The 22,192-nt window shown below is 63.6% G+C and carries 20 protein-coding genes and 1 pseudogene; 7 read left to right on the top strand and 14 right to left on the bottom strand.

Going from position 1 to position 22,192, the window contains the following annotated elements:
- Positions 1 to 45: 45 nt before the first annotated feature.
- From PJ259_RS03145 to PJ259_RS03135, 3 genes are read right to left on the bottom strand one after another with little or no spacing between them, the layout of a single operon-like run.
- Positions 46 to 1,374, bottom strand: a complete 1,329-nt coding sequence (locus PJ259_RS03145) for a replication-associated recombination protein A (RefSeq protein ID WP_271654686.1) — start codon at positions 1,372 to 1,374, stop codon at positions 46 to 48.
- Between the two features lie 10 nt (positions 1,375 to 1,384).
- On the bottom strand, positions 1,385 to 2,008 hold the full coding sequence (lolA, locus tag PJ259_RS03140) for an outer membrane lipoprotein chaperone LolA (RefSeq protein WP_271654685.1): 624 nt from the start codon (positions 2,006 to 2,008) through the stop codon (positions 1,385 to 1,387).
- A 17-nt stretch (positions 2,009 to 2,025) separates the two neighbouring features.
- Positions 2,026 to 4,509, bottom strand: coding sequence for a DNA translocase FtsK (locus PJ259_RS03135; RefSeq protein ID WP_271654684.1), 2,484 nt, complete (start codon positions 4,507 to 4,509; stop codon positions 2,026 to 2,028).
- 256 nt (positions 4,510 to 4,765) lie between these two features.
- Between PJ259_RS03135 and aat the strand changes: the two genes are divergently transcribed.
- The 3 genes from aat to infA all read left to right on the top strand — a co-directional run bounded on the left by aat (position 4,766) and on the right by infA (position 6,512).
- On the top strand, positions 4,766 to 5,455 hold the full coding sequence (gene aat / locus PJ259_RS03130) for a leucyl/phenylalanyl-tRNA--protein transferase (RefSeq protein ID WP_271654683.1): 690 nt from the start codon (positions 4,766 to 4,768) through the stop codon (positions 5,453 to 5,455).
- A gap of 35 nt (positions 5,456 to 5,490) precedes the next feature.
- Entirely contained in the window at positions 5,491 to 6,198 is a 708-nt protein-coding gene (locus PJ259_RS03125) for an arginyltransferase (RefSeq protein ID WP_271654682.1), read from the top strand.
- A 95-nt stretch (positions 6,199 to 6,293) separates the two neighbouring features.
- Positions 6,294 to 6,512 carry a translation initiation factor IF-1 gene (gene infA, locus PJ259_RS03120; RefSeq protein WP_002553999.1) on the top strand — a complete coding sequence of 73 codons (219 nt, stop codon included), beginning with the start codon at positions 6,294 to 6,296 and terminating at the stop codon, positions 6,510 to 6,512.
- 71 nt (positions 6,513 to 6,583) lie between these two features.
- On the opposite strand, the gene clpA is transcribed toward infA, so the two are convergent.
- Both clpA and clpS read right to left on the bottom strand, forming a co-directional pair.
- Complete coding sequence (gene clpA / locus PJ259_RS03115) at positions 6,584 to 8,854, bottom strand: ATP-dependent Clp protease ATP-binding subunit ClpA (protein ID WP_059314651.1); 2,271 nt, start codon at positions 8,852 to 8,854, stop codon at positions 6,584 to 6,586.
- A 48-nt stretch (positions 8,855 to 8,902) separates the two neighbouring features.
- Positions 8,903 to 9,259, bottom strand: a complete 357-nt coding sequence (gene clpS, locus PJ259_RS03110) for an ATP-dependent Clp protease adapter ClpS (RefSeq protein WP_059314650.1) — start codon at positions 9,257 to 9,259, stop codon at positions 8,903 to 8,905.
- 221 nt (positions 9,260 to 9,480) lie between these two features.
- Between clpS and cspD the strand changes: the two genes are divergently transcribed.
- On the top strand, positions 9,481 to 9,756 hold the full coding sequence (cspD, locus tag PJ259_RS03105) for a cold shock domain-containing protein CspD (protein ID WP_271654681.1): 276 nt from the start codon (positions 9,481 to 9,483) through the stop codon (positions 9,754 to 9,756).
- 2 nt (positions 9,757 to 9,758) lie between these two features.
- On the opposite strand, the gene PJ259_RS03100 is transcribed toward cspD, so the two are convergent.
- Complete coding sequence (locus tag PJ259_RS03100; RefSeq protein ID WP_271654680.1) at positions 9,759 to 10,079, bottom strand: SelT/SelW/SelH family protein; 321 nt, start codon at positions 10,077 to 10,079, stop codon at positions 9,759 to 9,761.
- Positions 10,080 to 10,150: 71 nt separating this feature from the next.
- Here PJ259_RS03100 and PJ259_RS03095 point away from each other — a divergent pair, with 71 nt between their 5' ends.
- A complete protein-coding gene (locus PJ259_RS03095) occupies positions 10,151 to 12,349 on the top strand; it encodes a patatin-like phospholipase family protein (RefSeq protein ID WP_059314647.1) in 2,199 nt (732 codons plus the stop codon).
- On the opposite strand, the gene PJ259_RS03090 is transcribed toward PJ259_RS03095, so the two are convergent.
- From PJ259_RS03090 to recQ, 3 genes are all read right to left on the bottom strand, one after another.
- The gene (locus tag PJ259_RS03090; RefSeq protein ID WP_271654679.1) at positions 12,350 to 14,533 is read right to left on the bottom strand and encodes a FimV/HubP family polar landmark protein; all 2,184 of its coding nucleotides are present in this window, start codon (positions 14,531 to 14,533) and stop codon (positions 12,350 to 12,352) included.
- A gap of 240 nt (positions 14,534 to 14,773) precedes the next feature.
- Positions 14,774 to 15,211 carry a MarR family transcriptional regulator gene (locus tag PJ259_RS03085; RefSeq protein WP_059314645.1) on the bottom strand — a complete coding sequence of 146 codons (438 nt, stop codon included), beginning with the start codon at positions 15,209 to 15,211 and terminating at the stop codon, positions 14,774 to 14,776.
- 73 nt (positions 15,212 to 15,284) lie between these two features.
- Entirely contained in the window at positions 15,285 to 17,423 is a 2,139-nt protein-coding gene (recQ, locus tag PJ259_RS03080) for a DNA helicase RecQ (RefSeq protein ID WP_271654678.1), read from the bottom strand.
- A 162-nt stretch (positions 17,424 to 17,585) separates the two neighbouring features.
- Here recQ and PJ259_RS03075 point away from each other — a divergent pair, with 162 nt between their 5' ends.
- Entirely contained in the window at positions 17,586 to 18,170 is a 585-nt protein-coding gene (locus PJ259_RS03075; protein WP_059314643.1) for a UPF0149 family protein, read from the top strand.
- Between the two features lie 3 nt (positions 18,171 to 18,173).
- Positions 18,174 to 18,572 carry a YbaN family protein gene (locus PJ259_RS03070; protein WP_271654677.1) on the top strand — a complete coding sequence of 133 codons (399 nt, stop codon included), beginning with the start codon at positions 18,174 to 18,176 and terminating at the stop codon, positions 18,570 to 18,572.
- 67 nt (positions 18,573 to 18,639) lie between these two features.
- On the opposite strand, the gene PJ259_RS03065 is transcribed toward PJ259_RS03070, so the two are convergent.
- The 5 genes and pseudogenes from PJ259_RS03065 to PJ259_RS03050 form a co-directional block, all read right to left on the bottom strand.
- Entirely contained in the window at positions 18,640 to 18,816 is a 177-nt protein-coding gene (locus PJ259_RS03065) for a hypothetical protein (RefSeq protein WP_271654676.1), read from the bottom strand.
- A gap of 57 nt (positions 18,817 to 18,873) precedes the next feature.
- Positions 18,874 to 19,485 carry a tRNA-uridine aminocarboxypropyltransferase gene (locus PJ259_RS03060; protein ID WP_271654675.1) on the bottom strand — a complete coding sequence of 204 codons (612 nt, stop codon included), beginning with the start codon at positions 19,483 to 19,485 and terminating at the stop codon, positions 18,874 to 18,876.
- 62 nt (positions 19,486 to 19,547) lie between these two features.
- Positions 19,548 to 20,678, bottom strand: a complete 1,131-nt coding sequence (locus tag PJ259_RS03055) for a methyl-accepting chemotaxis protein (RefSeq protein ID WP_442964882.1) — start codon at positions 20,676 to 20,678, stop codon at positions 19,548 to 19,550.
- 153 nt (positions 20,679 to 20,831) lie between these two features.
- Positions 20,832 to 21,113: pseudogene (locus PJ259_RS22835) on the bottom strand (PAS domain-containing protein); the annotation flags it as partial.
- Positions 21,114 to 21,217: 104 nt separating this feature from the next.
- Positions 21,218 to 22,120 carry a LysR family transcriptional regulator gene (locus PJ259_RS03050; RefSeq protein ID WP_017641749.1) on the bottom strand — a complete coding sequence of 301 codons (903 nt, stop codon included), beginning with the start codon at positions 22,118 to 22,120 and terminating at the stop codon, positions 21,218 to 21,220.
- Positions 22,121 to 22,192: the final 72 nt, after the last annotated feature.

Here is a 22,192-nt window from a genome sequence, read left to right as displayed (position 1 = left end):
CCGTGTCTCTTACTTAGGAATGGGGGCAGCAGTGTGGGCGAAGCGTCAGGAACGCCGCCGGCGCTGGCGCGGGCTGGACTGGTCGAGGTCCGCCAGGTGCTGCAGTTTATCGCGGATCTTCAGCTCCAGCCCACGGGGAACCGGCTCATAGTAGCGGCGCGGCTCCAGTTCCTCGGGAAAGTAGTCCTCCCCCGCGGCATAGGCTTCCGGCTCATCATGGGCGTAGCGATATTCGTCGCCGTAGCCAAGGTTCTTCATCAACTTGGTGGGCGCGTTGCGCAGGTGCAGCGGCACCTCGCGCGAGCCGTTCTGGCGCACATCGGCCAGGGCGGCTTTGTAGCCCAGGTAGACGGCATTGCTCTTGGGCGCGCAGGCCAGATAGACGATCGCCTGAGCGATGGCCAATTCGCCTTCGGGACTGCCCAGGCGCTCCTGGACGTCCCAGGCATCCAGGCACAGGCTCAGGGCGCGCGGATCGGCGTTGCCAATATCCTCGCTGGCCATGCGTACCACGCGCCGCGCGATGTACAGCGCATCGCAACCGCCATCGATCATCCGGGCGAACCAGTAGAGCGCACCATCGGGATTGGAACCCCGCACCGACTTATGTAGTGCGGAGATCTGGTCGTAGAAGGCCTCACCGCCCTTGTCGAAGCGGCGACGCTGGTCACCCAGCAGGCTCTGGAACAGGTCGGCGTTCAGGACGCCGCCATCCTCGGCCAGGTCGGCTGCATTCTCCAACAGATTGAGCAGGCGCCGGCCATCGCCGTCGGCAGCAGCCAGCAGCAGCGCCAGGGCATCGTCGGGCAGGCTCAGATGGCGCTCGCCCAGTCCCTTGGCACTGGTCAGGGCGCGATGGGCCAGACCACCGAGGGCCTCGTCATCCAGACTCTTGAGCACATAAACCCTGGCCCGCGACAGCAGCGCGTTGTTCAACTCGAAGGAGGGATTTTCGGTGGTCGCCCCGATAAAGATCAGGGTGCCGTCCTCGACATAGGGCAGGAAGGCATCCTGCTGCGACTTGTTGAACCGGTGTACCTCGTCGACGAAGAGGATGGTACGCCGGCGGTACTGTGCGGCCTGCTGCTTGGCCACTTCCACCGCATGGCGGATTTCCTTGACCCCCGAAAGCACCGCCGAAAGCGTTTCGAAATGGGCATCGGAGACCTGGGCCAACAATCGCGCCAGGGTGGTCTTGCCCACCCCGGGCGGCCCCCAGAAGATCATCGAATGCAGCGCGCCCTGCTCCAGCGCCTCGCGCAAGGGCTTGCCCCGGGCCAGGAGATGTTGCTGACCCGCGTATTCATCGAGGGTCTCGGGACGCATGCGGGCAGCCAAGGGCTGCCCGACGGGTGCGGTGCTGAAGAGATCCATAGGGGTGCGATCACTCCTGGATGACGTCGGCTCCCTTGGGCACCTGGAAGGTGAACTGGGACGCGGCCACCGGTTCGTTGAGCTTGACGTTGAAGAAGAGGATGTTGGTTCTCTGACCAGCGCCGTCGATCAACTGCATGTCGTTGATCACCCCGTTGCGGAAGGACAACCGCAGGCTGTCGAACAGGGTGTCCTTGGTCTTGGGCTTGAGCACGAAGTCGACGACATTGCCCGCATCCTTGCTGGTGACGTCGAAGCTGCTTTCGATCTTGGAGATGTCACCCGACAGCAGCAGCGCCGGCGTCTGGGTCAGGCGCAGGTCCAGCTTGCGAATGGTGACCTGCTCCAGGTCCGGATCGTACAGCCAGACCTGCTTGCCATCGGAGACCAGCAACTGCTCCTGGGGCGCATCGGAATGCCAGCGGAACAGCCCAGGGCGCTTTAGGCTCATGTTGCCCGCCGTTTCCTGCAGCCGAGTCCCGGAGCCATCCAGGGTCAGCTGCGAGAAACGTGCGGTCAGGGTCTGGGCCTTGTCCAGCAGTTGCGACAGGCGACCCACCGACGCCTGGTCGGCATGGGCGGAAACGCTTACGGCAGCCAGGGCCGCCAGGGCAAAGCAACGCAGCTTGTGCATCGAAGTCCTCATGGATATCAGTCTCTCACCGGAGCAGGCGCTGTGACTTCGCGCGAGCCGTTGGTGTTCATGGGCGATACGACACCGGCCATTTCCATGGTTTCGATCATCCGTGCCGCCCGGTTGTAACCGATCTTGAGCTTACGCTGGACCGCGGAGATGGAGGCACGCCGGCTCTCGGTCACGAAGCGCACGGCCTCGTCATAGAGCGGATCATCCTCGTCGCTATCACCGCCTTCGCCGCTACCGCCCTCGCCACCCGCACCAGCGCCCTCATCCGGGCCGCTGAGAATGTCCTCGATATAGTCGGGCGCACCCCGCTGCTTCCAGGCCTCGACGACCCGATGGACCTCGTCGTCGGAGACGAAGGCGCCATGGACGCGGATCGGCAGACCGGTTCCCGGCGGTAGATAGAGCATGTCCCCGTGACCGAGCAGCTGCTCGGCGCCGCCCTGGTCGAGAATGGTCCGGGAGTCGATCTTGCTCGATACCTGGAAGGCCATCCGGGTGGGAATGTTGGCCTTGATGAGACCGGTGATGACATCCACCGAGGGTCGCTGGGTGGCCAGGATCAGGTGGATACCGGCGGCTCGTGCCTTCTGCGCGATCCGCGCGATCAGCTCTTCGACCTTCTTGCCGACGATCATCATCATGTCGGCGAATTCGTCGACCACCACCACGATGGTCGGCAGCGTCTTCAGCAGCGGTGCCTCGTCGTCCATGCTCTCGCGACGATAGAGCGGATCGGTGAGCGGCGTGCCCGCTTCTTCGGCGTCCTTCACCTTGCGGTTGAAGCCGGCGAGGTTACGCACGCCCATGGCCGCCATCAGCTTGTAGCGGCGCTCCATCTCCGCCACGCTCCAGCGCAGGGCGTTGGCGGCCTCCTTCATGTCGGTGACCACCGGGCAGAGCAGGTGCGGAATGCCCTCGTAGATCGACAGTTCCAGCATCTTGGGGTCGATCATGATCAGCCGTGCGTCTTCCGGGCTCGACTTGAACAGGATCGACAGCAGCATGGCGTTCACGCCCACGGATTTACCGGAACCCGTGGTACCGGCCACCAGCAGGTGCGGCATCTTGGCCAGGTCGGTAATGACGGGCTTGCCACCGATGTCGTGGCCCAGGGCCAGGGTAACGGGCGACTTGGCCGCCGCGTACTCGGGCGATTCGAGCACCTCGGAGAAGCGCACCATCTGGCGGTCCTCGTTGGGAATCTCGATACCCACGGTGGTCTTGCCAGGGATGACTTCCACCACTCGCACACTGAACACCGCGAGCGAGCGCGCCAGGTCCTTGGCCAGGTTGGAGATACGACTGACCTTGACGCCTGCGGCCGGCTGGATCTCGAAACGGGTGATCACCGGACCGGGATGCACGCTCTCCACAAGCACCTCGACGCCAAACTCCTTGAGCTTGACCTCCAGCAGGCGCGACATGTTCTCGAGGAATTCCGGCGAATAGCTCTGCTGTTTCTTCTCGGCACGATCCAGGATCGACAGCGGCGGCAGCGTGCCTTCCAGGCCTGCATCGACCCAGGTTGCGGCAGCCGGCGTCGAATGAGGGACCGGCGCCGCTGCAGGAGTGGCCTTGCGCGGCGGTGGCGTCGGCATGGCAACCGTGGCAGCCGCAGCGACCGGGGCGGCGGCCTTGGGTGCAGGCTCAACCGGTTCGGCAACGACGCGACTGGACGCCGGCATCTCGATGCGCGGTGCAGCACGCTCCATCCGAGGCGGCGGTGCGATATCGAGCAGATCGTCCAGGTCTTCGTCAGCGACCGGAATCGGCACCTCGCGGGCCTTGGCCTTGCGCGCGACCGGCGCTGATACCGGTTCGTCGAAGGCGTCCAGCTCCGGCGCCTGGCGACGGCCACCCGCGAGACGACTGAAACCGCCCTGCACCAGATCCAGGAGATCCAGCACGACCTTGCCGGTGAAATCCATCACCTTGAACCAGGACAGGTCGGTGAACACCGTCAATCCCAGCAGGAACAACGCCAGGAACAGCAGTGTACTGCCCTGCACATTGAGCGCAGCGACCGATAGCTGCCCGAGGCTTTCCCCCAGGGCACCCCCTGCGGAAGCCGGCAGTGCCGATACCGCATGGAAATGGATGTAGGCCAGTACCGACCCCGAGATGATCAGCAGCACCAGGCCGGTCAGTCGCCAGGAGAACAGCCAGCCACTCCATTCCCAGGGCAGATGCCGCTTGCGGAAGATCTGCCAGGTCTTGACCGCGAGCAACACGGGAAACACGAAGGCGAAATAGCCGAGCGCCATGAACAGGACATCTGCCAGCCAGGCACCGGCGCGGCCGGCGGCGTTGTGGACCTGATCGATGCGACTGGTATGGGTCCAACCCGGATCAGAGGGGTCATAGCTCAGCAGAGCCATGAGCAGATACAGGCACAAGGCGGCCAGTGCGATGAGCACCACCTCCTTGAGACGATAATGCAGATGCTCACGCCATTGGTTGACGTGGCTGACAGAACTGGATTGCTTCAAGCGCGCTTTTCCCGCACACGGAACGTGTGACCGTGAATCAAAAACAGTGCGCCATTCTAGATCGCCCGGGCCCTGGTTCTACAGTCCCGAGGCGAAACATGGCACGATAGCGGACGGCAGTACCGGAACCGCCTTCAGGCACAACATTGGAGCATTCTTTCGTTGTCCTGACAAAGAGTTATGACGATTTCTTGAGCTGGTTACGCACTAGGCTCCCACCTGCAGCTTCCTGCATCAGAAGGCGCCCTCCCCTACCATGGTAAAATGGCTGACTCGCGAAAGCCCTGACTTTCCGCCCCTGCAACAGGCATTACGCGAACCCAATGGCCTGCTGGCCATCGGCGGCGACCTGAGCGCAGCGCGCCTGGTCAGTGCCTACCGCCACGGCTGTTTCCCCTGGTACCAGGATGGCCAGCCCCTGCTCTGGTGGTCGCCCGATCCGCGCACGGTACTCTTTCCTCCCGACCTGCACGTTTCTCGCAGCCTGGCGAAGACCTTGCGCAAGACCCGGTTCAGCGTGACCTACGACAAGGCCTTCGCCCAGGTCATCCAGGCCTGTGCCGGACCACGGCGCGACGCCGACGGCACCTGGATCACCACCGAGATGCAGCAGGCCTATGGCGAGCTCCACGCCCAAGGCTGGGCCCACTCGGTAGAGGTCTGGGACGGCGACCAGCTGGTGGGCGGACTCTATGGCATCGCCATGGGCAAGCTGTTCTTTGGCGAATCCATGTTCAGCCACGCGGACAATGCCTCCAAGATCGGCTTCGTGACCCTGGTGCGCGACCTGGCGGCCTGGGGCTTCGTTATGATCGACTGCCAGATGCAGACGGCGCATCTGCAGAGCCTTGGCGCCAGCAGCCTTCCTCGGGAACGCTTTGCCGATTACCTGGCCAAATACCTGGATCAGGCCAGTATGGCCGCCTGGCCTACCTCATGCGGGTGACTTACACTCAGGCTAGGCTTATGTAGAGGTTCGACATGACCGAGCTGGCGAGACTCAAGTTCTACGCAACCCAGCCTCACGCTTGCAGTTACCTGCCCAACGAGCAGGCGACCACGTTGTTTCTCGACCCCTCGCAGCCCATGAACGGCCAGATCTACGCGGAACTGTCCGAACTGGGTTTTCGGCGCAGTGGCGATCACCTCTACCGCCCCCACTGCCAGCTGTGCAAAGCCTGCGTTCCCGCCCGCATTCCCGTGATCCGCTTCCGCCCCAGCCGCAAACAGAACCGCGTCCTCAAGCGTAACCTCGACATCAAGGTCACCCGCTGCGACCCGGGCTTCACCGAAGAACGCTATCAGCTGTACGCCCGCTACATCAGCGAGCGCCATGCCGATGGCGATATGTTCCCACCAAGCCGGGGGCAGTTCTCCACTTTCCTGGTCAGCCACCTGCCTTACGCCTTCTTCTACGAGATGCGCGTAGAGGATCGCCTGATCGGTGTCGCCGTTACCGACGTGCTGCCCAATGGCATGTCGGCGGTCTATACCTTCTACGACCCCAACGAAGAGAAGCGCAGCCTGGGTGTCTTCGGTATCCTGTGGCAGATCGCCGAATCCCGCCGACTGGGCTTGGATGCGGTTTATCTCGGCTATTGGATCAAAGGGTGTCGCAAGATGTCCTATAAGACCGAGTATCGCCCCATAGAGCTCTTCGTCAATCAACGCTGGGTAGCCCTGGCCTGACGAAATAGCGCTTTTTCTGAATTTCTGTCAGAATATGGGCCTTTTTCGCCCGGACTGCTCTGGGCCTATTCTTGTCACCGAGGGCTTTTCTATATATGTCGAAAGAAGACAGCTTCGAAATGGAAGGTACTGTCGTCGACACCCTGCCCAACACCATGTTTCGCGTGGAGTTGGAAAATGGGCACGTCGTCACCGCGCACATCTCCGGAAAGATGCGTAAGAACTACATCCGCATCCTGACGGGCGACAAGGTTCGCGTGGAGCTGACGCCTTACGATCTGAGCAAGGGCCGGATCACCTACCGCGCGCGTTAAGCGGATCCTTTCATGAAAAAGCCCGGCAATGCCGGGCTTTTTCATGGGCGCTGATAAACCGCGACCTGCCCTCAGGCAGGTTCGGCCGTGGTTTCGAACTCGAACTCCAGTTCGTCGTTCACCGCATCGATGTGGACGATACCGCCATGGTCCGCCAGGTCCCCGAACAGGATCTGCTCGGCCAGCGGCCGCTTGATCTTGTCCTGGATGAGTCGCGCCATGGGACGGGCGCCCATCTGTACGTCATAGCCACGCTCCGCCAGCCAGCCACGAGCCGCATCGCTGACTTCCAACTGGACACGCTTGTCTTCGAGCTGCGCCTGGAGTTCGGTGAGGAACTTGTCGACGATGCTCTTGATGACTTCAGTGCTCAGGCGGCCAAACTGGATGATGGTGTCCAGGCGGTTGCGGAACTCCGGTGTGAAGCTCTTCTTGATGACTTCCATGGCATCGGACGTGTGGTCCTGCAGCGTGAAACCGATGGAGGCACGAGAGGCGGTTTCGGCACCAGCATTGGTGGTCAGGATCAGGATCACGTTGCGGAAGTCGGCTTTGCGGCCGTTGTTATCCGTCAGGGTGCCATGGTCCATGACCTGCAACAGCAGGTTGAATACCTCGGGATGCGCCTTTTCGATTTCGTCGAGCAGCAGCACGCAATGCGGGGTCTTGGTGATCGCCTCGGTCAGCAACCCACCCTGGTCGAAGCCGACGTAGCCGGGAGGCGCGCCGATCAGACGGGACACCGTGTGGCGCTCCATGTACTCGGACATATCGAAGCGCACCAGCTCCACACCCATGGCCTTGGCCAGTTGCCTCGCCGCCTCGGTCTTGCCCACGCCGGTAGGACCGGCGAAGAGGAAGGAACCAACGGGCTTGTCAGGCGATTTCAGACCCGCACGGGAGAGCTTGATAGCCGTGGACAGGGATTCGATGGCCAGATCCTGACCGAAGACGGTCAGCTTGAGGTCCCGCTCCAGGTTGCGCAGCAGTTCCTTGTCGGAGCTATTGACGGTCTTGGGGGGAATCCGCGCGATCTTGGCGACGATGTCCTCAACCTGCTGAACATCGATGCGCGCGGCACGACGCTCTTCGGGCTGCAGACGCTGGTAGGCACCCGCCTCGTCGATGACGTCGATGGCCTTGTCGGGCATGTGCCTGTCGTTGATGTAGCGGGCGGCGAGCTCCGCCGCGGCACGCAGCGCTTCATCGGTGTACTCGATGTGGTGGTGCTGCTCGAAGCGCCCCTTGAGGCCCCGCAGGATGCCATAGGTGTCATCCACCGAGGGCTCGACCACGTCGACCTTCTGGAAACGTCGGGCCAGCGCCCGATCCTTCTCGAAGATGCCGCGGAATTCCTGGAAGGTAGTCGAGCCTATGCAACGGATCTCACCGGAGGACAGCAGCGGCTTGAGCAGGTTGGAGGCATCCATCACCCCGCCTGAAGCAGCGCCGGCACCGATGATGGTATGGATCTCATCGATGAAGAGCACGGCATGGGGCCGCTTCTTCAATTCGGCCAGCAGCGCCTTGAATCTCTTCTCGAAATCGCCGCGGTACTTGGTACCCGCCAGCAATGCCCCGAGATCCAGGGAATAGACCACGCTATCAGCCAGCAGATCAGGCACCTGACCATCGACGATACGCTTGGCCAGGCCTTCGGCGATAGCCGTCTTGCCAACGCCTGCCTCCCCCACCAGCAGCGGGTTGTTCTTGCGGCGCCGGGCCAGGATCTGGGCGACGCGCTCCACTTCGTGCTCACGCCCGACCAGCGGATCGATGCGACCCTGACGGGCCTGCTCGTTGAGGTTGCTGGCATAGGCTTCGAGCGGATTGTTGGAGGAACTGGGCTCGGCGCCCTCTTCCTCGGCGGCGTCTTGATCCTGCTCGGCTTCGGGCGCGGCCCCAGGCACCTTGGAGATGCCGTGGGCGATGAAATTGACGACATCGATCCGGGCCACGCTCTGTTGCTTGAGCAGGAAAACCGCCTGGCTTTCCTGCTCGCTGAAAATGGCGACCAGCACATTGGCGCCGGTTACCTCGCGCTTACCCGAACTCTGCACGTGGAAGACCGCGCGCTGCAGGACACGCTGGAAGCCCAGCGTCGGCTGCGTCTCGCGCTCATCATCCTGCTGAGGAATGAGTGGTGTGGTGGAATCTATGAATTCCAACAGATCGCGGCGCAGGCGATCGATGTTGGCGCCGCAGGCTCTCAACACGGTGGCGGCCGCTTCATTGTCCAGCAGCGCCAGCAGGAGGTGCTCAACGGTCATGAATTCATGACGCTTCGTCCTCGCCTCCTTGAAGGCGAGATTCAGGGTGACTTCGAGCTCACGATTCAACATAGCTTCACCTCATAGCCCAAGCAGCACAGTAGCCCAAGCAGCACAGATCTAACTTTCGATTTCGATTTCACACAATAGCGGGTGGTTGCACTCCCTCGCATATTGATTGACTTGCATGGCCTTGGTTTCAGCGACATCGCGAGTAAATGTTCCGCAGACTGCCTTTCCCTGGGTATGCACGGTAAGCATCACCTGGGTAGCGGCTTCGCGGTTCATGCTGAAATAGCTCTCCAGCACCTCTACGACGAACTCCATGGGGGTGTAGTCATCGTTATACATCAGAACACGATATCTGGCTGGCCGTTTTAGCGCAGGTTTTGCCTCCTGCACCGCCAGGCCACCGTTGTCGCCGTCCTGATGTTCGTTGTCGTCCGCCGCCAGTCGGATGGGGTCGATTGCACGCATTCTGATCGATTCCGAATTTCGGGATGAATAGCAGGAAAAAAGAGCTTGATCCACGTCTCAGCCACCCGTTGCCTTGCCTTGACTAAGGCTGAAAGGGTGTTACAAACATCCTGTACCCGACGAGGTACCAAGGGTTCCGTAGTAGTGGCGCCTGTGTGGATTCACTGGAACTGTAGTCGAATGATACTCCAGGCTTGGAGTCCTTTGCAGAGGGAGCCGGTATGCTCAGTGGCAAGGTCAAATGGTTCAATAACGCCAAAGGATATGGCTTCATCGTTGCAGAAAACAGTGATGAAGACCTATTCGCTCATTACTCGGCCATTCAGATGGACGGTTACCGCACACTCAAAGCGGGCCAGGCGGTCAACTTCAATATCGTTCAGGGCCCCAAGGGTCTGCATGCCGTGGAGATCCGTGCGGCTGAAGTGAGCGCGACCGCTGCCGCGCCTGCCACCAACACCCTCGATGTACGGGATACGGTCAGTACGGAAGCCTGATCTCACGCCCCTTCGGGGGCGCCATCTCCCGACCCGCTTCGCCTGCCTTCGCCATGCCCCAGATCGCGCTCCGGAAACAGCAGGTCCCTGACCCGATTCTTCAGCGCCCTGGCATCGGGAAAACCGCCGTCCTTCTTTCGCTCCCAGAGCACCTCTCCGCCACAGGCGATCTCGAACACCCCACCGGTACCCGGTAGCAGCGTCACCCCACCCAGATCGGTCCCAAATGTACTGAGCAGCTCCTGAGCCAGCCAGCCCGAGCGCAGCAGCCATTGGCACTGGGTGCAGTAGTGGATGGTGATGAAAGGTTTGGCATCAGCCACGGTACACCTCGCAAGGCCTGGGCTCCTTATAATACGCAGCCCTCGATCCTGTCCGCCATGTGGTCCCACCTATGCGCCCGTTGCTGCTGGTAGCCTGTCTTCTCCTGTCCGCCCTGGCCTGGGGCGCGCCACCGCCTACCGTCGGCCTGGTGCTGTCCGGCGGCGCCGCGCGGGGACTTGCCCATATCGGCGTGCTGAAGGCGCTGGAAGAGCAAGGTATCCAGGTCGATGCCATTGCCGGTACCAGCATGGGCGCGGTGATCGGCGGGCTCTATGCCGCCGGCTACAGCGCCGAGGAACTGGAGCGCATTGCCCTGGACATGGATTGGGGCCAGGTGCTGTCCGACCAGCCGCCACGCAAGGATGTCCCCTTTCGCCGCAAGCAGGATGACCGGGACTTCCTGGTCAAGCAGAAGCTCAGCTTTCGCGATGATGGCACCCTGGGCCTCCCCATCGGCGTGATCCAGGGCCAGAACCTGGGGATGATGCTGGAAAAGCTGTTCGTGCATACCAGCGATACCCGGGACTTCAACCAGCTGGCCATTCCCTTCCGGGCAGTGGCGACGGACATCACCACCGGCGAGAAGGTGGTCTTCGATCATGGCCATCTGCCCCGCGCCATTCGCGCCAGCATGTCGATTCCGGCGGTGTTCGCCCCCGTGGAAATCGATGGGCGACTGCTGGTGGATGGCGGCATGGTCGACAACATTCCCATCGACGTTGCCCGGAACATGGGGGCGCAACGCGTCATAGTGGTCGATATCGGCACCCCTCTGCTCAAGCGCAAGGACCTGACCACGGTGCTCGACGTGCTCAACCAGTCCACCACCCTGATGACCCGCAACAACTCCCAGGCGCAGCTGGCGACGCTGGGCAAGCAGGACCTGCTCATCCAGCCGCCGCTGGCCAGCTATACCAGCGCCGACTTCAGCGAGGTCAAGGCACTGATCGATGCGGGCTATCGGGCTACCATGGCCATGGCCGGCGAACTGGCGGTATTGCGCAGGAATGCGCCGAGCGAGCCGTCCTCGGCGGTGGCTGCCGCCCGGTCGCCCAGCAGCCGGACCCCGGTCATTGATGCCATCCGCATCGAGAACGACTCCAAGGTAGAGGACGAGGTCATCCGTCACTACATCCGTCAGCGGCTGGGAGAGCCGCTCAATGTCGAACGCCTCCAGGACGACATGAGCACGCTCTACGGCCTGGACTACTTCGATCAGGTGGAATACCGCATACGTCGGGACGGACCCGGTGACAATGTGCTGATGATCTATGCCCGCGGCAAGCGCAGCGGCACGGACTTTCTGCGGCTGGGCCTGAACCTGTCGGACGACCTGCGGGGCGACAGCGCCTTCAACTTCGGCGCCAGCTATCGCATCAACGGCCTCAACCGTCTGGGTGGCGAATGGCTGACGCGGGCCCAGATCGGCGATCACCAAGAGCTCTACAGCGAGTTCTACCAACCTCTGGATGTCGGTTCACGTTACTTCATCGCGCCCTACGTCGGTGGCGAGGCACGCAATATCGAACAGCTGGAGCGCAATCACCCCATCGCCGAGTACCGTCGCGAACGCTATGGCTTCGGCCTGAACTTGGGCCGGCAAATCGGCAACAAGGCCGAGGTGCGGCTGGGCATCGGCCACGACTGGGGTAGTACCAAGGTGCATGTCGGACCGCGTGACACTCCGGAGGAATCCTTCACCGAAAGCTTCTATGAGCTGCGCTATTCGCTGGACGATCTGGACGACGTGAACTTCCCGCGTGAGGGCCAGGACCTGGCGTTGACACTCAAGCAATTCGATCCCAGCCTGGGCTCCGACTCCCGCTACCGGCAGCTGGACCTGCACCTGAACAAGGCGCTCAGCTATGGCTACAACACCTTCGTGATCGGGGGCGGCCTGGGTCGCACCCTGTCGACCGACAGCGATACCAATGTGGTGACCAGCAGTTTCCTGCTGGGCGGCGCCTGGCAGCTCTCGGGCTATCGCCAGGACGCCTTGTCTGGCCAGAACTACGGCCTGGCGCGGCTGATCTACTACCACCAGCTCACCCAGCGTTCACTGTTCCCGCTGGACACCCCGGTCTACCTGGGCGGCAGCCTGGAACAGGGGCGCATCTGGAATCGAGACGACGACTATGACAGTGGCAACATCAGCGCCGCCAGTCTGTTCCTGGGCCTGGACACGCCATTGGGACCGCTCAAGTTCACCTATGGCCTGAGCGACCAGGGCGAGCACGCGTTCTACATCAACCTGGGCAACAGCTTCTGATCACGCGATACGGGAGAGCAGCAGTTCCGCTCGCTCGCGCTGGCTGTCACTGCCCTCGCTGACGATCTCCTGCAGCAGCGAGGTGGCATGCTGAAGGTCGCCTTGGTCGAGACAGGCCTCGGCCTCGGCGAAGCGTCGGGCGATGTCGTCGGTCATGAAGTGCTCGTCGAGACTCATGTCCAGCTCCAAGACCGCCGGCAACTCGCCCAGCCCCTCAGGAAAGTCGTCTTCCAGGGTGATCTCCAGGGCATCGGCCTGCTTCCAGCCGGAATCGGCGTCCAGCTCTTCGGTCAGGGCGATGGCCTCATCGAGGCTCAGATCAGCGAGATCCAGATCGTAGTGTTCTTCGGTCACCGGCGCGGGCGCAGCTGGCTCGGCGAATTGCAGCTCCGCCGACCACTCGCTGGCCGGCGCGTCGAACGCCGGCAGATCGAGATCCAGATCCTCTTCGGGTAGATCATCTGGCGCATTGGCCGAAATGCCCGGAAACTGTGCGTGCAAGACAACAAGACTGGCCGCCGCCCCGCCCAGGGCCAGAAAGCGCTGTTCGTGCTGGCTGAACGCCTGGGCCTCACCCAGGGTGGCCAGCACCCTGAGCAGCAGCAGACGTAGATCCTGGCGACGATCGTCCTCGGCGAGACCGCTCTCCAGCACCTCTCGCGCCTGACCATAGCGACCATAGGCGATGTAGATTTCCGCTCGACCGGCATGATCGTCGACCGGTGCCGGACTGGCCGCGGCAGGAGTCTTGGCGCGGACGGGGACCGGCTGGGTAGCCGCCAGCACCGGCTCGGGCAAGGGCTCGGCCGGCTCCACGTTCAGCTCCTCGTCTTCGCTGAAGACCGCTGCCTGCTCCGCCTGGCGACGACGCCACCAGAGCACACCAGCCAGGGCCAGGATGGCCGCAGCACCGGCCAGCAGGAGCGAACGCGGCGACAGCAGGCCTTCGTCGGCCTCGCCTGAGACAGGACTGCTGGCAACAGCAGCCGCCGGAGGAGGAGCCGTTTCCGTTACCGGGGTCGCCGGCGCCTGCGTCGGAGCAGGCGTTGGCGTGGCCAGGGCTACCGACCGCGCCTGATTCAGTTGCTGCTGCAAGCCATCCCGGTCTTGCTGAAGCTGGGTGATCTGGGCTTCCTTCTGCGCCAGCAGCGTATCGTAACGTTCCTGCAACTGGGTGAGCTGCCCCTCCAGATCGCCGACCTGCCGCCCGAGATCCTGGGTCACCAGCAAGGGCTTGGCATCTTCCGGGATGCTTCCAGCTGGCTGAGACGGGGTCACTGGCGGTGCTGCAGCTGGCGTGGAAACCGGCGCTGTGGCAGCCCCCGGCGCGGCTGGCGCAGGTGCGGGCGCAGGCGTAACGGGCGCGACAGGGACCGGGCTGGCTGCGGGCTGTGGTGCAGCCTTGGCCACCACCGGCTGCCGCGGCGCGGGCTCGTTGACACCCGCCGGCAGACGCAGTCGCTGGCCGGCTTTCAGCCGTCCAGGATCGTTGTTGGCGAAGGACGCCGGATTGAGCGCGAACAGATCCGCCATCAGTTGCTCCGCCGACCGATTGGCCAACGGACCAAGACGCTTGGAGATGCTCCAGAGGGTGTCCTTGGGCCGCGTCTGGTAGATGCCGTCACCGGCGGCCAGGCCTGGCGAGGGTGCGAGCTCGGGCTGCCGAGGCGCGGACTCACGAGCCGCCGGGCTAGCGGTCGAAGTACCGGCGCGACCAGGGGCAACCGGGGCGGGCATCGGGGCGGTACTGGCAACACTGGTAGGCGCGCCACTACTGCGAGGCGGATCCACCAGCAGGGTGAACTCACGCAGCTGCTTGCCGCCCGGCTGTTCCAGCTGGACGATGAAGCCGAGATAGGGCTCGACCAGGGAGCGGCGGGAGGTGACCTCGATGTAGCTGCCCGCGGCCGTGCGCAGGTGCGGGGTGAACACCAGATCGTTCAAGAACTGGGTACGGTCGACCCCCGCCTGGGCGAACGCTTCGTTCGTGGCCAGGTGGATGCGGAAGTCCCCGGCCTCGGCAGCACCGATGTTGACCAGCTCGATTCGCGCCCGCAGGGGCTCGTTGAGAGAAGACTGGAGCGTGATACCACCCAGGCCGAGGGCAAGCGCCGCTTGAGGAAGAGTGGTCAGCGTGGCGGCCGACAGAAGGAATAAGGCAAGGGGACGGCGTTTCGCGACCATGGATACCGCTGCGTCAGGTATTCGAAGAAACCGGTGTTTTAGCGTGGTGGCTCACAAAAATCGCCTCCGCTACGCTGGAACGTAGCATCGATACCGACAGACGGCAAACCGATGGTCGTCAGCGCAGAAAAGGCGATGGTGGGTGAGTTAGGCCGCCAGCTGCGGTGCCAGACGTCTCGGCCCGGACTTGCGCCGGCATCTGGCCCCGGCCTCGGGGCTGGTCAAGCCGCCAGACGGCATTCAACCGCGTTCGAGATTGGCAAGGACGCGCTGGTGCACCTGCTGACAGATGGCGATCTCCGCGTCATCCAAGCCGCTGAGCAGCTCCTTGCGCAGGGCCTCGGCGATGGTCTCGATCTTCTCGATCAGCGGACCGGCTTCCTGGGTCAGCATGATGCGCTTGGCGCGGCGATCTTCGGTGACTGCCAGACGCTTCACCAGCCCCTGCTTCTCCAGACCGTCCAACAGCCGGGCCAGGGTCGGCCCCTCGATACTGATGCTCTGCGCCAGCTCGCGCTGGGTAGGCTGCACGCCCTTCATCCGGGCGAGGTTCAGCAACACCTGCCAACGGGCCTGGGAGAGCCCCAGATGACTCAGGCGACGGTCGAGCTCGGCGCGCCAGGCACGAGAGACATGAAAGATCTGGCGGCCGAACAGATGTGGATCGGTAGGGGTCATTCAGGCTAAACCTTGTACTTGGATTTTCTCATTATTCTGGTTGAAGGCACGGCGGGGCAACCGCCGTGCCTCGCTAGTCGGCCAATTCCGCCTGCAGGGCAGCCCGCACGCAGTACAGCGCACCACTCGCCACCCGCCCCTCGAAGCGCGCGGCGATCTGGGCTACCGGCGGCAATTCGCCCTCGTCTTCGAGGAAGGCGTCCTGAATCTCCGCCAAGAGGTCCTCGGGCAAGTCCAAGGCCTGTTCCAGCGCGATCTGTTGCTGGGCGATGGCTTCGGCCAACAGGGCATAGACATTCTTTTCCGAGCAACTCAGCTGCCGCGCGGCCTGCTCTGGCGTCATGCCGGCACGCACCAGGGTCAAGACCTCATGGCGCACGTCGGCGACCGGGGCCGGGGCGGCGCTGCCATCGGTCAAGGCATCGAGGAAGGCCTGACCATAGCGCTCCAGCTTGCGTGCGCCCACACCACTGACACGGCTCATCTCGTCCAGCGAAAGCGGCTGGCTGCGCAACATCTCCAGCAGGGTGGCATCGGGGAAGATCACGTAGGGGGGCACCGAGTGCTCCTCGGCCAGCTTGCGCCTCAGGGTGCGCAGGACTTCCCACAGCTCGCGTTCATCGGCACGCACCAGCTGGCTGGCGGCACTGGCCGACCCACTGCTACCCGTACCCCGCCCACGTTGAGGCTTGGGATCGCGGCGCAATTCGATGCGTACCTCGCCGCGCAGCAGGGGTCGGCAGCTTTCGGTCAGCCGCAGACCACCGTAGCCATCGACGTCAACCTCGGCCAGACCACGGGCGACCAGCTGGCGGAACAGGGTGCGCCATTCATCTTCGCCGCGGGCCTTGCCCAGGCCGAACACGGCCAGGCGCTGGTGACCGAGGCTGGTGATCTTTTCGGTCTCGCGACCGAGCAGGATGTCGACCAGGTGCCCTACCCCATAGCGCTGACCGCTGCGGTAGATGGCCGACAGCGCCTGGCGCGCCGGTTCGGTGGCGTCCCAGGTCTCGACGGTGTCGATGCAGTTGTCGCAATGACCGCAGGGCTGGGGCAGGTGCTCGTCGAAATAGGCCAGCAGGACCTGGCGGCGGCAGCGAGTTTCCTCGCACAGCGCCAGCATGGCTTCGAGCTTGTGCCGCTCGATGCGCTTGTGGCGCTCGTCGCCTTCGGAACTCTGCATCATCTGCCTCAGCAGCAGCACATCCTGCAGGCCGTAGGCCATCCAGGCATCGGCCGGCAAGCCATCACGACCGGCACGACCGGTTTCCTGGTAGTAGGCTTCGAGGCTCTTGGGCAGGTCGAGGTGGGCGACGAAGCGCACGTTCGGCTTGTCGATGCCCATGCCGAAAGCGATGGTGGCGACCATGATCAGCCCTTCCTCGTTGAGGAAACGCTTCTGGTTGGCGGCGCGGACGTCATTGGGCAGGCCGGCGTGATAGGGCAAGGCCGGAAAGCCTTGTTTGCTGAGTTGCTCGGCCACCTCCTCCACCTTCTTGCGCGACATGCAGTAGACGATGCCGGCATCGCCACGGCGCTCGGCAAGAAAGGCCAGCAGCTGCTTGCGCGGCGCTTCCTTGGGCACGATGCGATAGAAGATGTTGGGACGATCGAAGCTGGAGAGAAAGCGCTCGGCCTCCTCCAGGTGCAGGCGGCTCGCCATCTCTTCGCGGGTGCGGGAATCCGCCGTAGCGGTCAGCGCCAGGCGCGGCACGCCAGGGAAGTGTTCGGCCAGCTGACCGAGCTGCATGTATTCCGGACGGAAGTCATGGCCCCATTGGGACACACAGTGGGCTTCGTCGATGGCGAACAGGGCGATGGGCAAGCGCTTGAGGAAATCCAGCATGCGCGGCTGAACCAGGCGCTCGGGCGCGAGGTAGAGCAGCTTGATCTCGCCGCGCTCCAGCCGCGCAGCGACGGAACGCTGCTGTTCGCCGGTCATGGTGGAGTTGAGGGCGGTGGCCGCCACACCAAGCTCTTCGAGGGTGGCGACCTGGTCGTCCATCAGGGCGATCAGCGGCGAGACCACCACGGCTACGCCGGGGCGCATCAGGGCCGGCACCTGGTAACACAGAGATTTACCGCCGCCCGTGGGCATCAGCACCAGCGCATCGCCACCGCTGGCCACGCGCTCGATGATCCGGGCCTGGTTGCCACGGAACGCGTCGTAGCCAAAGACGTCTTTAAGGATGCGCAGCGCGGGTTCTGACATGAAGCCTCCTCGAATGGAAAGGCCATTATACGGATGCCGAGGTCGCTGCGGCGGTGCTTTTCCGTCGGCCGGCCACTGGCCGCCAGGTTCGACGTGACTCGGGCGCTCGTCTACAATTCCGGCCGTTCTGCCCTTTCGATTCCTTTCCGAGGTAAGTAGCCGATGTCCTTCGCCGAACAATTGACCCGTCTGCGCGATTTTCTCGATGCAGACGATCTGCACGAAGAAGCGCTCGACTACGTAGCCGCCCACGGCTACCTGACCGCCCTGTCCATCTGCCCGGAAGAGGTTCCCGAACGCGAGTGGATCGACGCCCTCTTCGCCGAGCCGCCGCAGTATCGCGATGCCACCCAGCAGGAAGAGATCGAGCGCGCCCTGGTGCAGCTCAAGGCTCATATCCTGCGCGTGCTGGGCAGTGACGAAGAGCTGGATCTGCCGTGCGACCTGGACCTCGGCCCCGAGCCGGACGAATCCGAGCTGCGCGGCTGGTGCATCGGCTTCATGGAAGGGGTGTTCCTGCGCGAAGCCGTATGGTTCGAAGATGCCGAAGACGAAGTCAGCGAGCTGCTGCTGCCGATCATGGTCGGCTCGGGTCTGTTCGACGAACAGCCCGAGTTCTCCGAGATCGCCCAGGATCGCCGCCTGGTCGCCGACATGATGGTGCAGATCCCGGAGTTGCTGACCCAGCTGTTCCTGCTCTGCCACTCTCCCGAAGAAAAGCCGGCGCTGCTCAAGCCGCGCCACTGAGCGATGGACAAAGCTGCCGCCAGGCCCCGGCAGAAGAAGGGCTGGGTGCGCTACCTGCTGCTAGGGCTAGGCTGGCTCAGCGTAGCGCTGGGCGTTATCGGCGCGTTCTTACCGCTGCTGCCCACCACGCCCTTCCTGCTACTTGCGGCCGCCTGCTTCATGCGCAGCTCGGAGCGCTTCTATCTGTGGCTCGTCAACCACAAATGGCTGGGACCCTGGATCAAGCCCTACCTGGAAGGCGAAGGGATCCCGCTCAAGGGCAAGGTCTACGCCATCGTCGCCATGTGGATCAGCGTGGGCTTTTCCTGCTGGCTGGTGCCCTATGTCTGGGCACGGGTAGCGGCCTTTACCAGTTGTGCGGCGGTAACGGTCTACCTGCTCCGGCAGAAGACCCGGCGCTAGCCGGCATTGGGCAGAAAAAAGGGCGATCAGTGATGATCGCCCTTTTTTCATGGGTGACGCGGTGGCATCAGGCCGCTCTGGCCATGGGGGTCGGCGGTGCTTGGTCGGGGACGGTGGGCTCGCCCGGCTCGCTGGGCTGGATGGGGGCGGGATCGGGCTGATCGGGCTCGCCCCCCGCGCGGGGCATGGCATAGGCGGCAAGGGTGGCGAATTCGTCGTGCGAATGGATCGGGAAGCGGGACATGGCGTGACTCCTCTGCTGACTCTCTAGGTAGAGTGGTCCTGCAGCAGGGGAATTCCCTCAATCACCCCGCACTGGCCCGCCATGATTGCGTGCAAAGGTTTCTGCGCCCATGGCGGCGATCTGGCCATCGATGAGCGCGTCGAAAGGCGCCAGCAAGGCCTCGAAGCGGGCCGGTGCCTCCAATGCATTCAGCGCTGCCACGACGGCCTCCACGGTGGATAACGCCTCGGCTGCAGGGGCCTTGCGTACGCGATAGCGCGACGGTGGGCCGGGTGGCAAGGAGACCCTCGGCAGCGCCGCCAACGCCGGATTGGTATGCAGCAGCAGGCGCGCCTTGCGCCAGGTGCCATCGGGAATCACCAGCAGCCGTTTCGCCGGGGTCGCGCTCGCGGGCGGCAGTCGGTCGATCGTGACCGCTTCGGAGCCCGGGAACAGCAGCCAGGCTTCATGGCCGGCGAGCCAGCGTGGGAGGTCGGCAAAGGTCTCGCCGATCTCCAGTTGTGCATTGGCGAGCCCCAGGGCGGCCAGGCGCGCGGTATTGAGCGGATGACGTCGTTCGCTGGGATGCTGCAGCAGCAGTATCCGCGTATGGCTGGACAGCGAAGGGATCAGTGCGCACAGGCACAGCGACAGTGGGCGCTGGCAACGCGCGCAGGCGGGACGGGACATCGGGATTTCCGCAGCGGAGGACGGCGACGATCATACCGGATCGCCGCCGCTCCCCCGGCACCTCAGCGATTGAAGCGCGCGGTGAGGTCGTGCAGGTAGTCGGCCATGCCTTCCAGTTCGCGACTCAATTCCGAGCCACGGCGGGCCTGGGCCGAGCTGTTGTCGGAAAGATCGGCGATCCGGCTGATCTGCCGGTTGATGTCTTCGGAGACGTGGCTCTGCTCTTCCACGGCGGTGGCCATCTGCTGACTCATGGCGGTGATGAGGCTGACCGATTCGCTGATGCCTTCCAGGGATTCGCGCACCGCCGCCGAATGGCGTTCGCTCTGGCGCGAGGTCTCTTCACCGCGACTGGCGGTGGCCACGGCGCGCTCGGCATTGGCCTGCAGGTTGGCGATGATCTGGTGGATCTGCTCGGTGGACTCGCGGGTGCGGGAGGCCAGGGAGCGGACCTCATCGGCCACCACGGCGAAGCCACGACCGGCTTCACCGGCGCGGGCGGCTTCGATGGCGGCGTTCAGCGCCAGCAGGTTGGTCTGCTCGGCGATGGCGGTGATGACGTCGGCGACGCTGCCGATGCTCTGGGTCGAGCTGGCCAGCTCGCCCACCGCCTGGCCGATGTCGCTGACCGCCGTGCCGAGTTCGCGCATGGACATCAGGCTTTCTTCAGCCTTGTCGCGTCCGGAATGCACCATGTTCTCCGCGTTGGCGGCGGCCTGGGCGGTCTCCTGGACGTTTTGCGAGACCTCGTGGATGGTGGAGGTCATCTGGGTGATGGCGGCGGCGGACTGGTCGGTCTCGTGGCGCTGCTGTTCCAGCAGCTCGGCCCCGGACTGAGATAGCTGGGAAGACTCGCGGGCCTTCTGGCGTACGCTGTCGCCAACGTCGGCCAGACGCGTCAAGGCGGTCTGCAGGCGCGCGGCTTCGCTGTGCAACGCGAGATCCAGACGCGCCGGGGCGCCGATCTGGTCGCTGTAGGTCGGCGCGACCACATCGCTGGAGAACATCTTGGGATGATCCGCGAGAATGCGCTCGATACTGGCGCGCTGGCGATACAGCTGGTGGGCACTAACGCCCAGCAGGGCGGCGACGATAAGGGCTACCTGAGCGGTGTCGTCCAGGAGGAAGTGACCGCCCAGGATGCCGCCGGCGGCCGCCACGGTCGACCAGCAGGCGGAGATGGCGCTGGTCAGGCGACGGATCCGGGGCACGGGTGCCTTGCCGGCATTGATCCGGGCATAGAGCTCGCCGGCGCGGCGCACCTCGTTGGCACTGGGCAGGGAACGCACGGATTCGTAGCCGATCACCCGCCCTTGTTCCAAGATCGGCGTGACGTAGGCACTGACCCAGTAGAGGTCGCCGTTCTTGCAGCGATTCTTGACGATGCCCATCCACGGCTTGCCCTCCTTGAGGGTCGCCCACATGTGGCCGAATACGGGCGGCGGCATGTCGGGATGACGCACCAGGTTGTGCGGACTGCCGATCAGCTCCTCCCGCGTATAGCCACTAATGGCGATGAACGCTTCGTTGCAGTAGGTGATGTTCCCCTGCAGGTCGGTGGTGGAGATGAGTCGTTCTTCTTCCTTGAAGGTACGGCCCTGTTGGGTGACCGGCAAATTCGTGCGCATGCGGGTGCCTTATCTAGCAGGTTATCTACTCCGTGGGACATCAACCATTTAAATGGTGGCTAATTGCCCGCACAGGTGAAAACGGTAACCCCTTGGTTATCGTCCTAGTCGCTATCGGCATGTTGCATCTGGGCTTTAAGAATGCGTTGAAAACTCTGGATAAGCGGCTCCCTTCCACGCCCTCGGCGGGTGATGAGGGAGAACGGCGCCTGATAGCCGAAGGTCGCCGGTTGCAGCGCCTTGAGGCGCCCCTGGTCGACCCAGGCATGGACATAGTGCTCCGGCAGGTAGCCGATATAGGCGCCGGAGAGGATAAGGATGAGCTGGGCCTCCATGCTTTCGACTGTGGCGGCGCTTTCCTTGAAGCCATGGCGTGCCAGCTCAGCCTGACTCCAGTAGCCGCGCCGCACCATGCGCTGGCGGGTGATCACCTCGGCGGGAATGCGCCGTTCCGGGAACAGCGGATGACGATCGCTGCAGTAGAGCCAGTGCTGCTCGCGGTACAGCGGCTGGTAGACCACCCCGTTCATGCGCGCGGAAAAGGCACCCACCGCCAGGTCCAGCCGTCCTTCGAGCACGCCCAGCTGCAACTCGTAGGGACTGGTCACCGCCAGATGCAGGTGGACGCCGGGATAGTCGTGGGTATAGCTGCCGATCACATCGGCCAGCGGCAGCGCCGGCTCGCTGGACAGTGAATCCAGCACGCCCAGGTTGAGGGTGCCGCTCAACTCGCCCTTGAGGGTGGTGGCATAGCGTTCGAAGCCTTCGATCTCGCCCAGGATGCGCAGCGTCTCCTGGTGAAAGAGTTCGCCCTTGCTGGTCAGGGCGAAGCCGCCACGGCCGCGATGACAGAGGGTGACCCCGAGCTGACCTTCCAGCTGGCTCATGTAGGTGCTGATGGCCGAGGTGGACAGGTTAAGTTCCTGCTGCGCTGCGGCGAAGCCCTGGTGGCGTACCACGCAGGCAAACAGCTTGAGCAGGCGGATGTCGTGGAGAGCATTGGCCATGGCGGACTCCCGGTGGACGCGGCCCGGCAGTCTAGCCATTAGTTCAGAAATCTCTGAAGTGATTTTTTGCCC

It is taken from the genome of Pseudomonas sp. JBR1 (assembly GCF_028198185.1).
Classification (GTDB): domain Bacteria; phylum Pseudomonadota; class Gammaproteobacteria; order Pseudomonadales; family Pseudomonadaceae; genus Chryseomonas; species Chryseomonas oryzihabitans_E.
This window is presented reverse-complemented; position numbering and strand designations above follow the sequence as displayed.

Excerpts from the sequence above, each read along its gene's own strand:
- aat (WP_271654683.1), top strand. The coding sequence starts at position 4,766 with ATGGTAAAATGGCTGACTCGCGAAAGCCCTGACTTTCCGCCCCTGCAA.
- lolA (WP_271654685.1), bottom strand. The coding sequence starts at position 2,008 with ATGCACAAGCTGCGTTGCTTTGCCCTGGCGGCCCTGGCTGCCGTAAGC.
- PJ259_RS03090 (WP_271654679.1), bottom strand. The coding sequence starts at position 14,533 with ATGGTCGCGAAACGCCGTCCCCTTGCCTTATTCCTTCTGTCGGCCGCC.
- PJ259_RS03050 (WP_017641749.1), bottom strand. The coding sequence starts at position 22,120 with ATGGCCAATGCTCTCCACGACATCCGCCTGCTCAAGCTGTTTGCCTGC.
- PJ259_RS03065 (WP_271654676.1), bottom strand. The coding sequence starts at position 18,816 with ATGTCCCGCTTCCCGATCCATTCGCACGACGAATTCGCCACCCTTGCC.
- PJ259_RS03085 (WP_059314645.1), bottom strand. The coding sequence starts at position 15,211 with ATGACCCCTACCGATCCACATCTGTTCGGCCGCCAGATCTTTCATGTC.
- PJ259_RS03060 (WP_271654675.1), bottom strand. The coding sequence starts at position 19,485 with ATGTCCCGTCCCGCCTGCGCGCGTTGCCAGCGCCCACTGTCGCTGTGC.
- cspD (WP_271654681.1), top strand. The coding sequence starts at position 9,481 with ATGCTCAGTGGCAAGGTCAAATGGTTCAATAACGCCAAAGGATATGGC.
- recQ (WP_271654678.1), bottom strand. The coding sequence starts at position 17,423 with ATGTCAGAACCCGCGCTGCGCATCCTTAAAGACGTCTTTGGCTACGAC.
- PJ259_RS03075 (WP_059314643.1), top strand. The coding sequence starts at position 17,586 with ATGTCCTTCGCCGAACAATTGACCCGTCTGCGCGATTTTCTCGATGCA.
- clpA (WP_059314651.1), bottom strand. The coding sequence starts at position 8,854 with ATGTTGAATCGTGAGCTCGAAGTCACCCTGAATCTCGCCTTCAAGGAG.
- PJ259_RS03070 (WP_271654677.1), top strand. The coding sequence starts at position 18,174 with ATGGACAAAGCTGCCGCCAGGCCCCGGCAGAAGAAGGGCTGGGTGCGC.
- clpS (WP_059314650.1), bottom strand. The coding sequence starts at position 9,259 with ATGCGTGCAATCGACCCCATCCGACTGGCGGCGGACGACAACGAACAT.
- PJ259_RS03145 (WP_271654686.1), bottom strand. The coding sequence starts at position 1,374 with ATGGATCTCTTCAGCACCGCACCCGTCGGGCAGCCCTTGGCTGCCCGC.
- PJ259_RS03125 (WP_271654682.1), top strand. The coding sequence starts at position 5,491 with ATGACCGAGCTGGCGAGACTCAAGTTCTACGCAACCCAGCCTCACGCT.
- infA (WP_002553999.1), top strand. The coding sequence starts at position 6,294 with ATGTCGAAAGAAGACAGCTTCGAAATGGAAGGTACTGTCGTCGACACC.
- PJ259_RS03095 (WP_059314647.1), top strand. The coding sequence starts at position 10,151 with ATGCGCCCGTTGCTGCTGGTAGCCTGTCTTCTCCTGTCCGCCCTGGCC.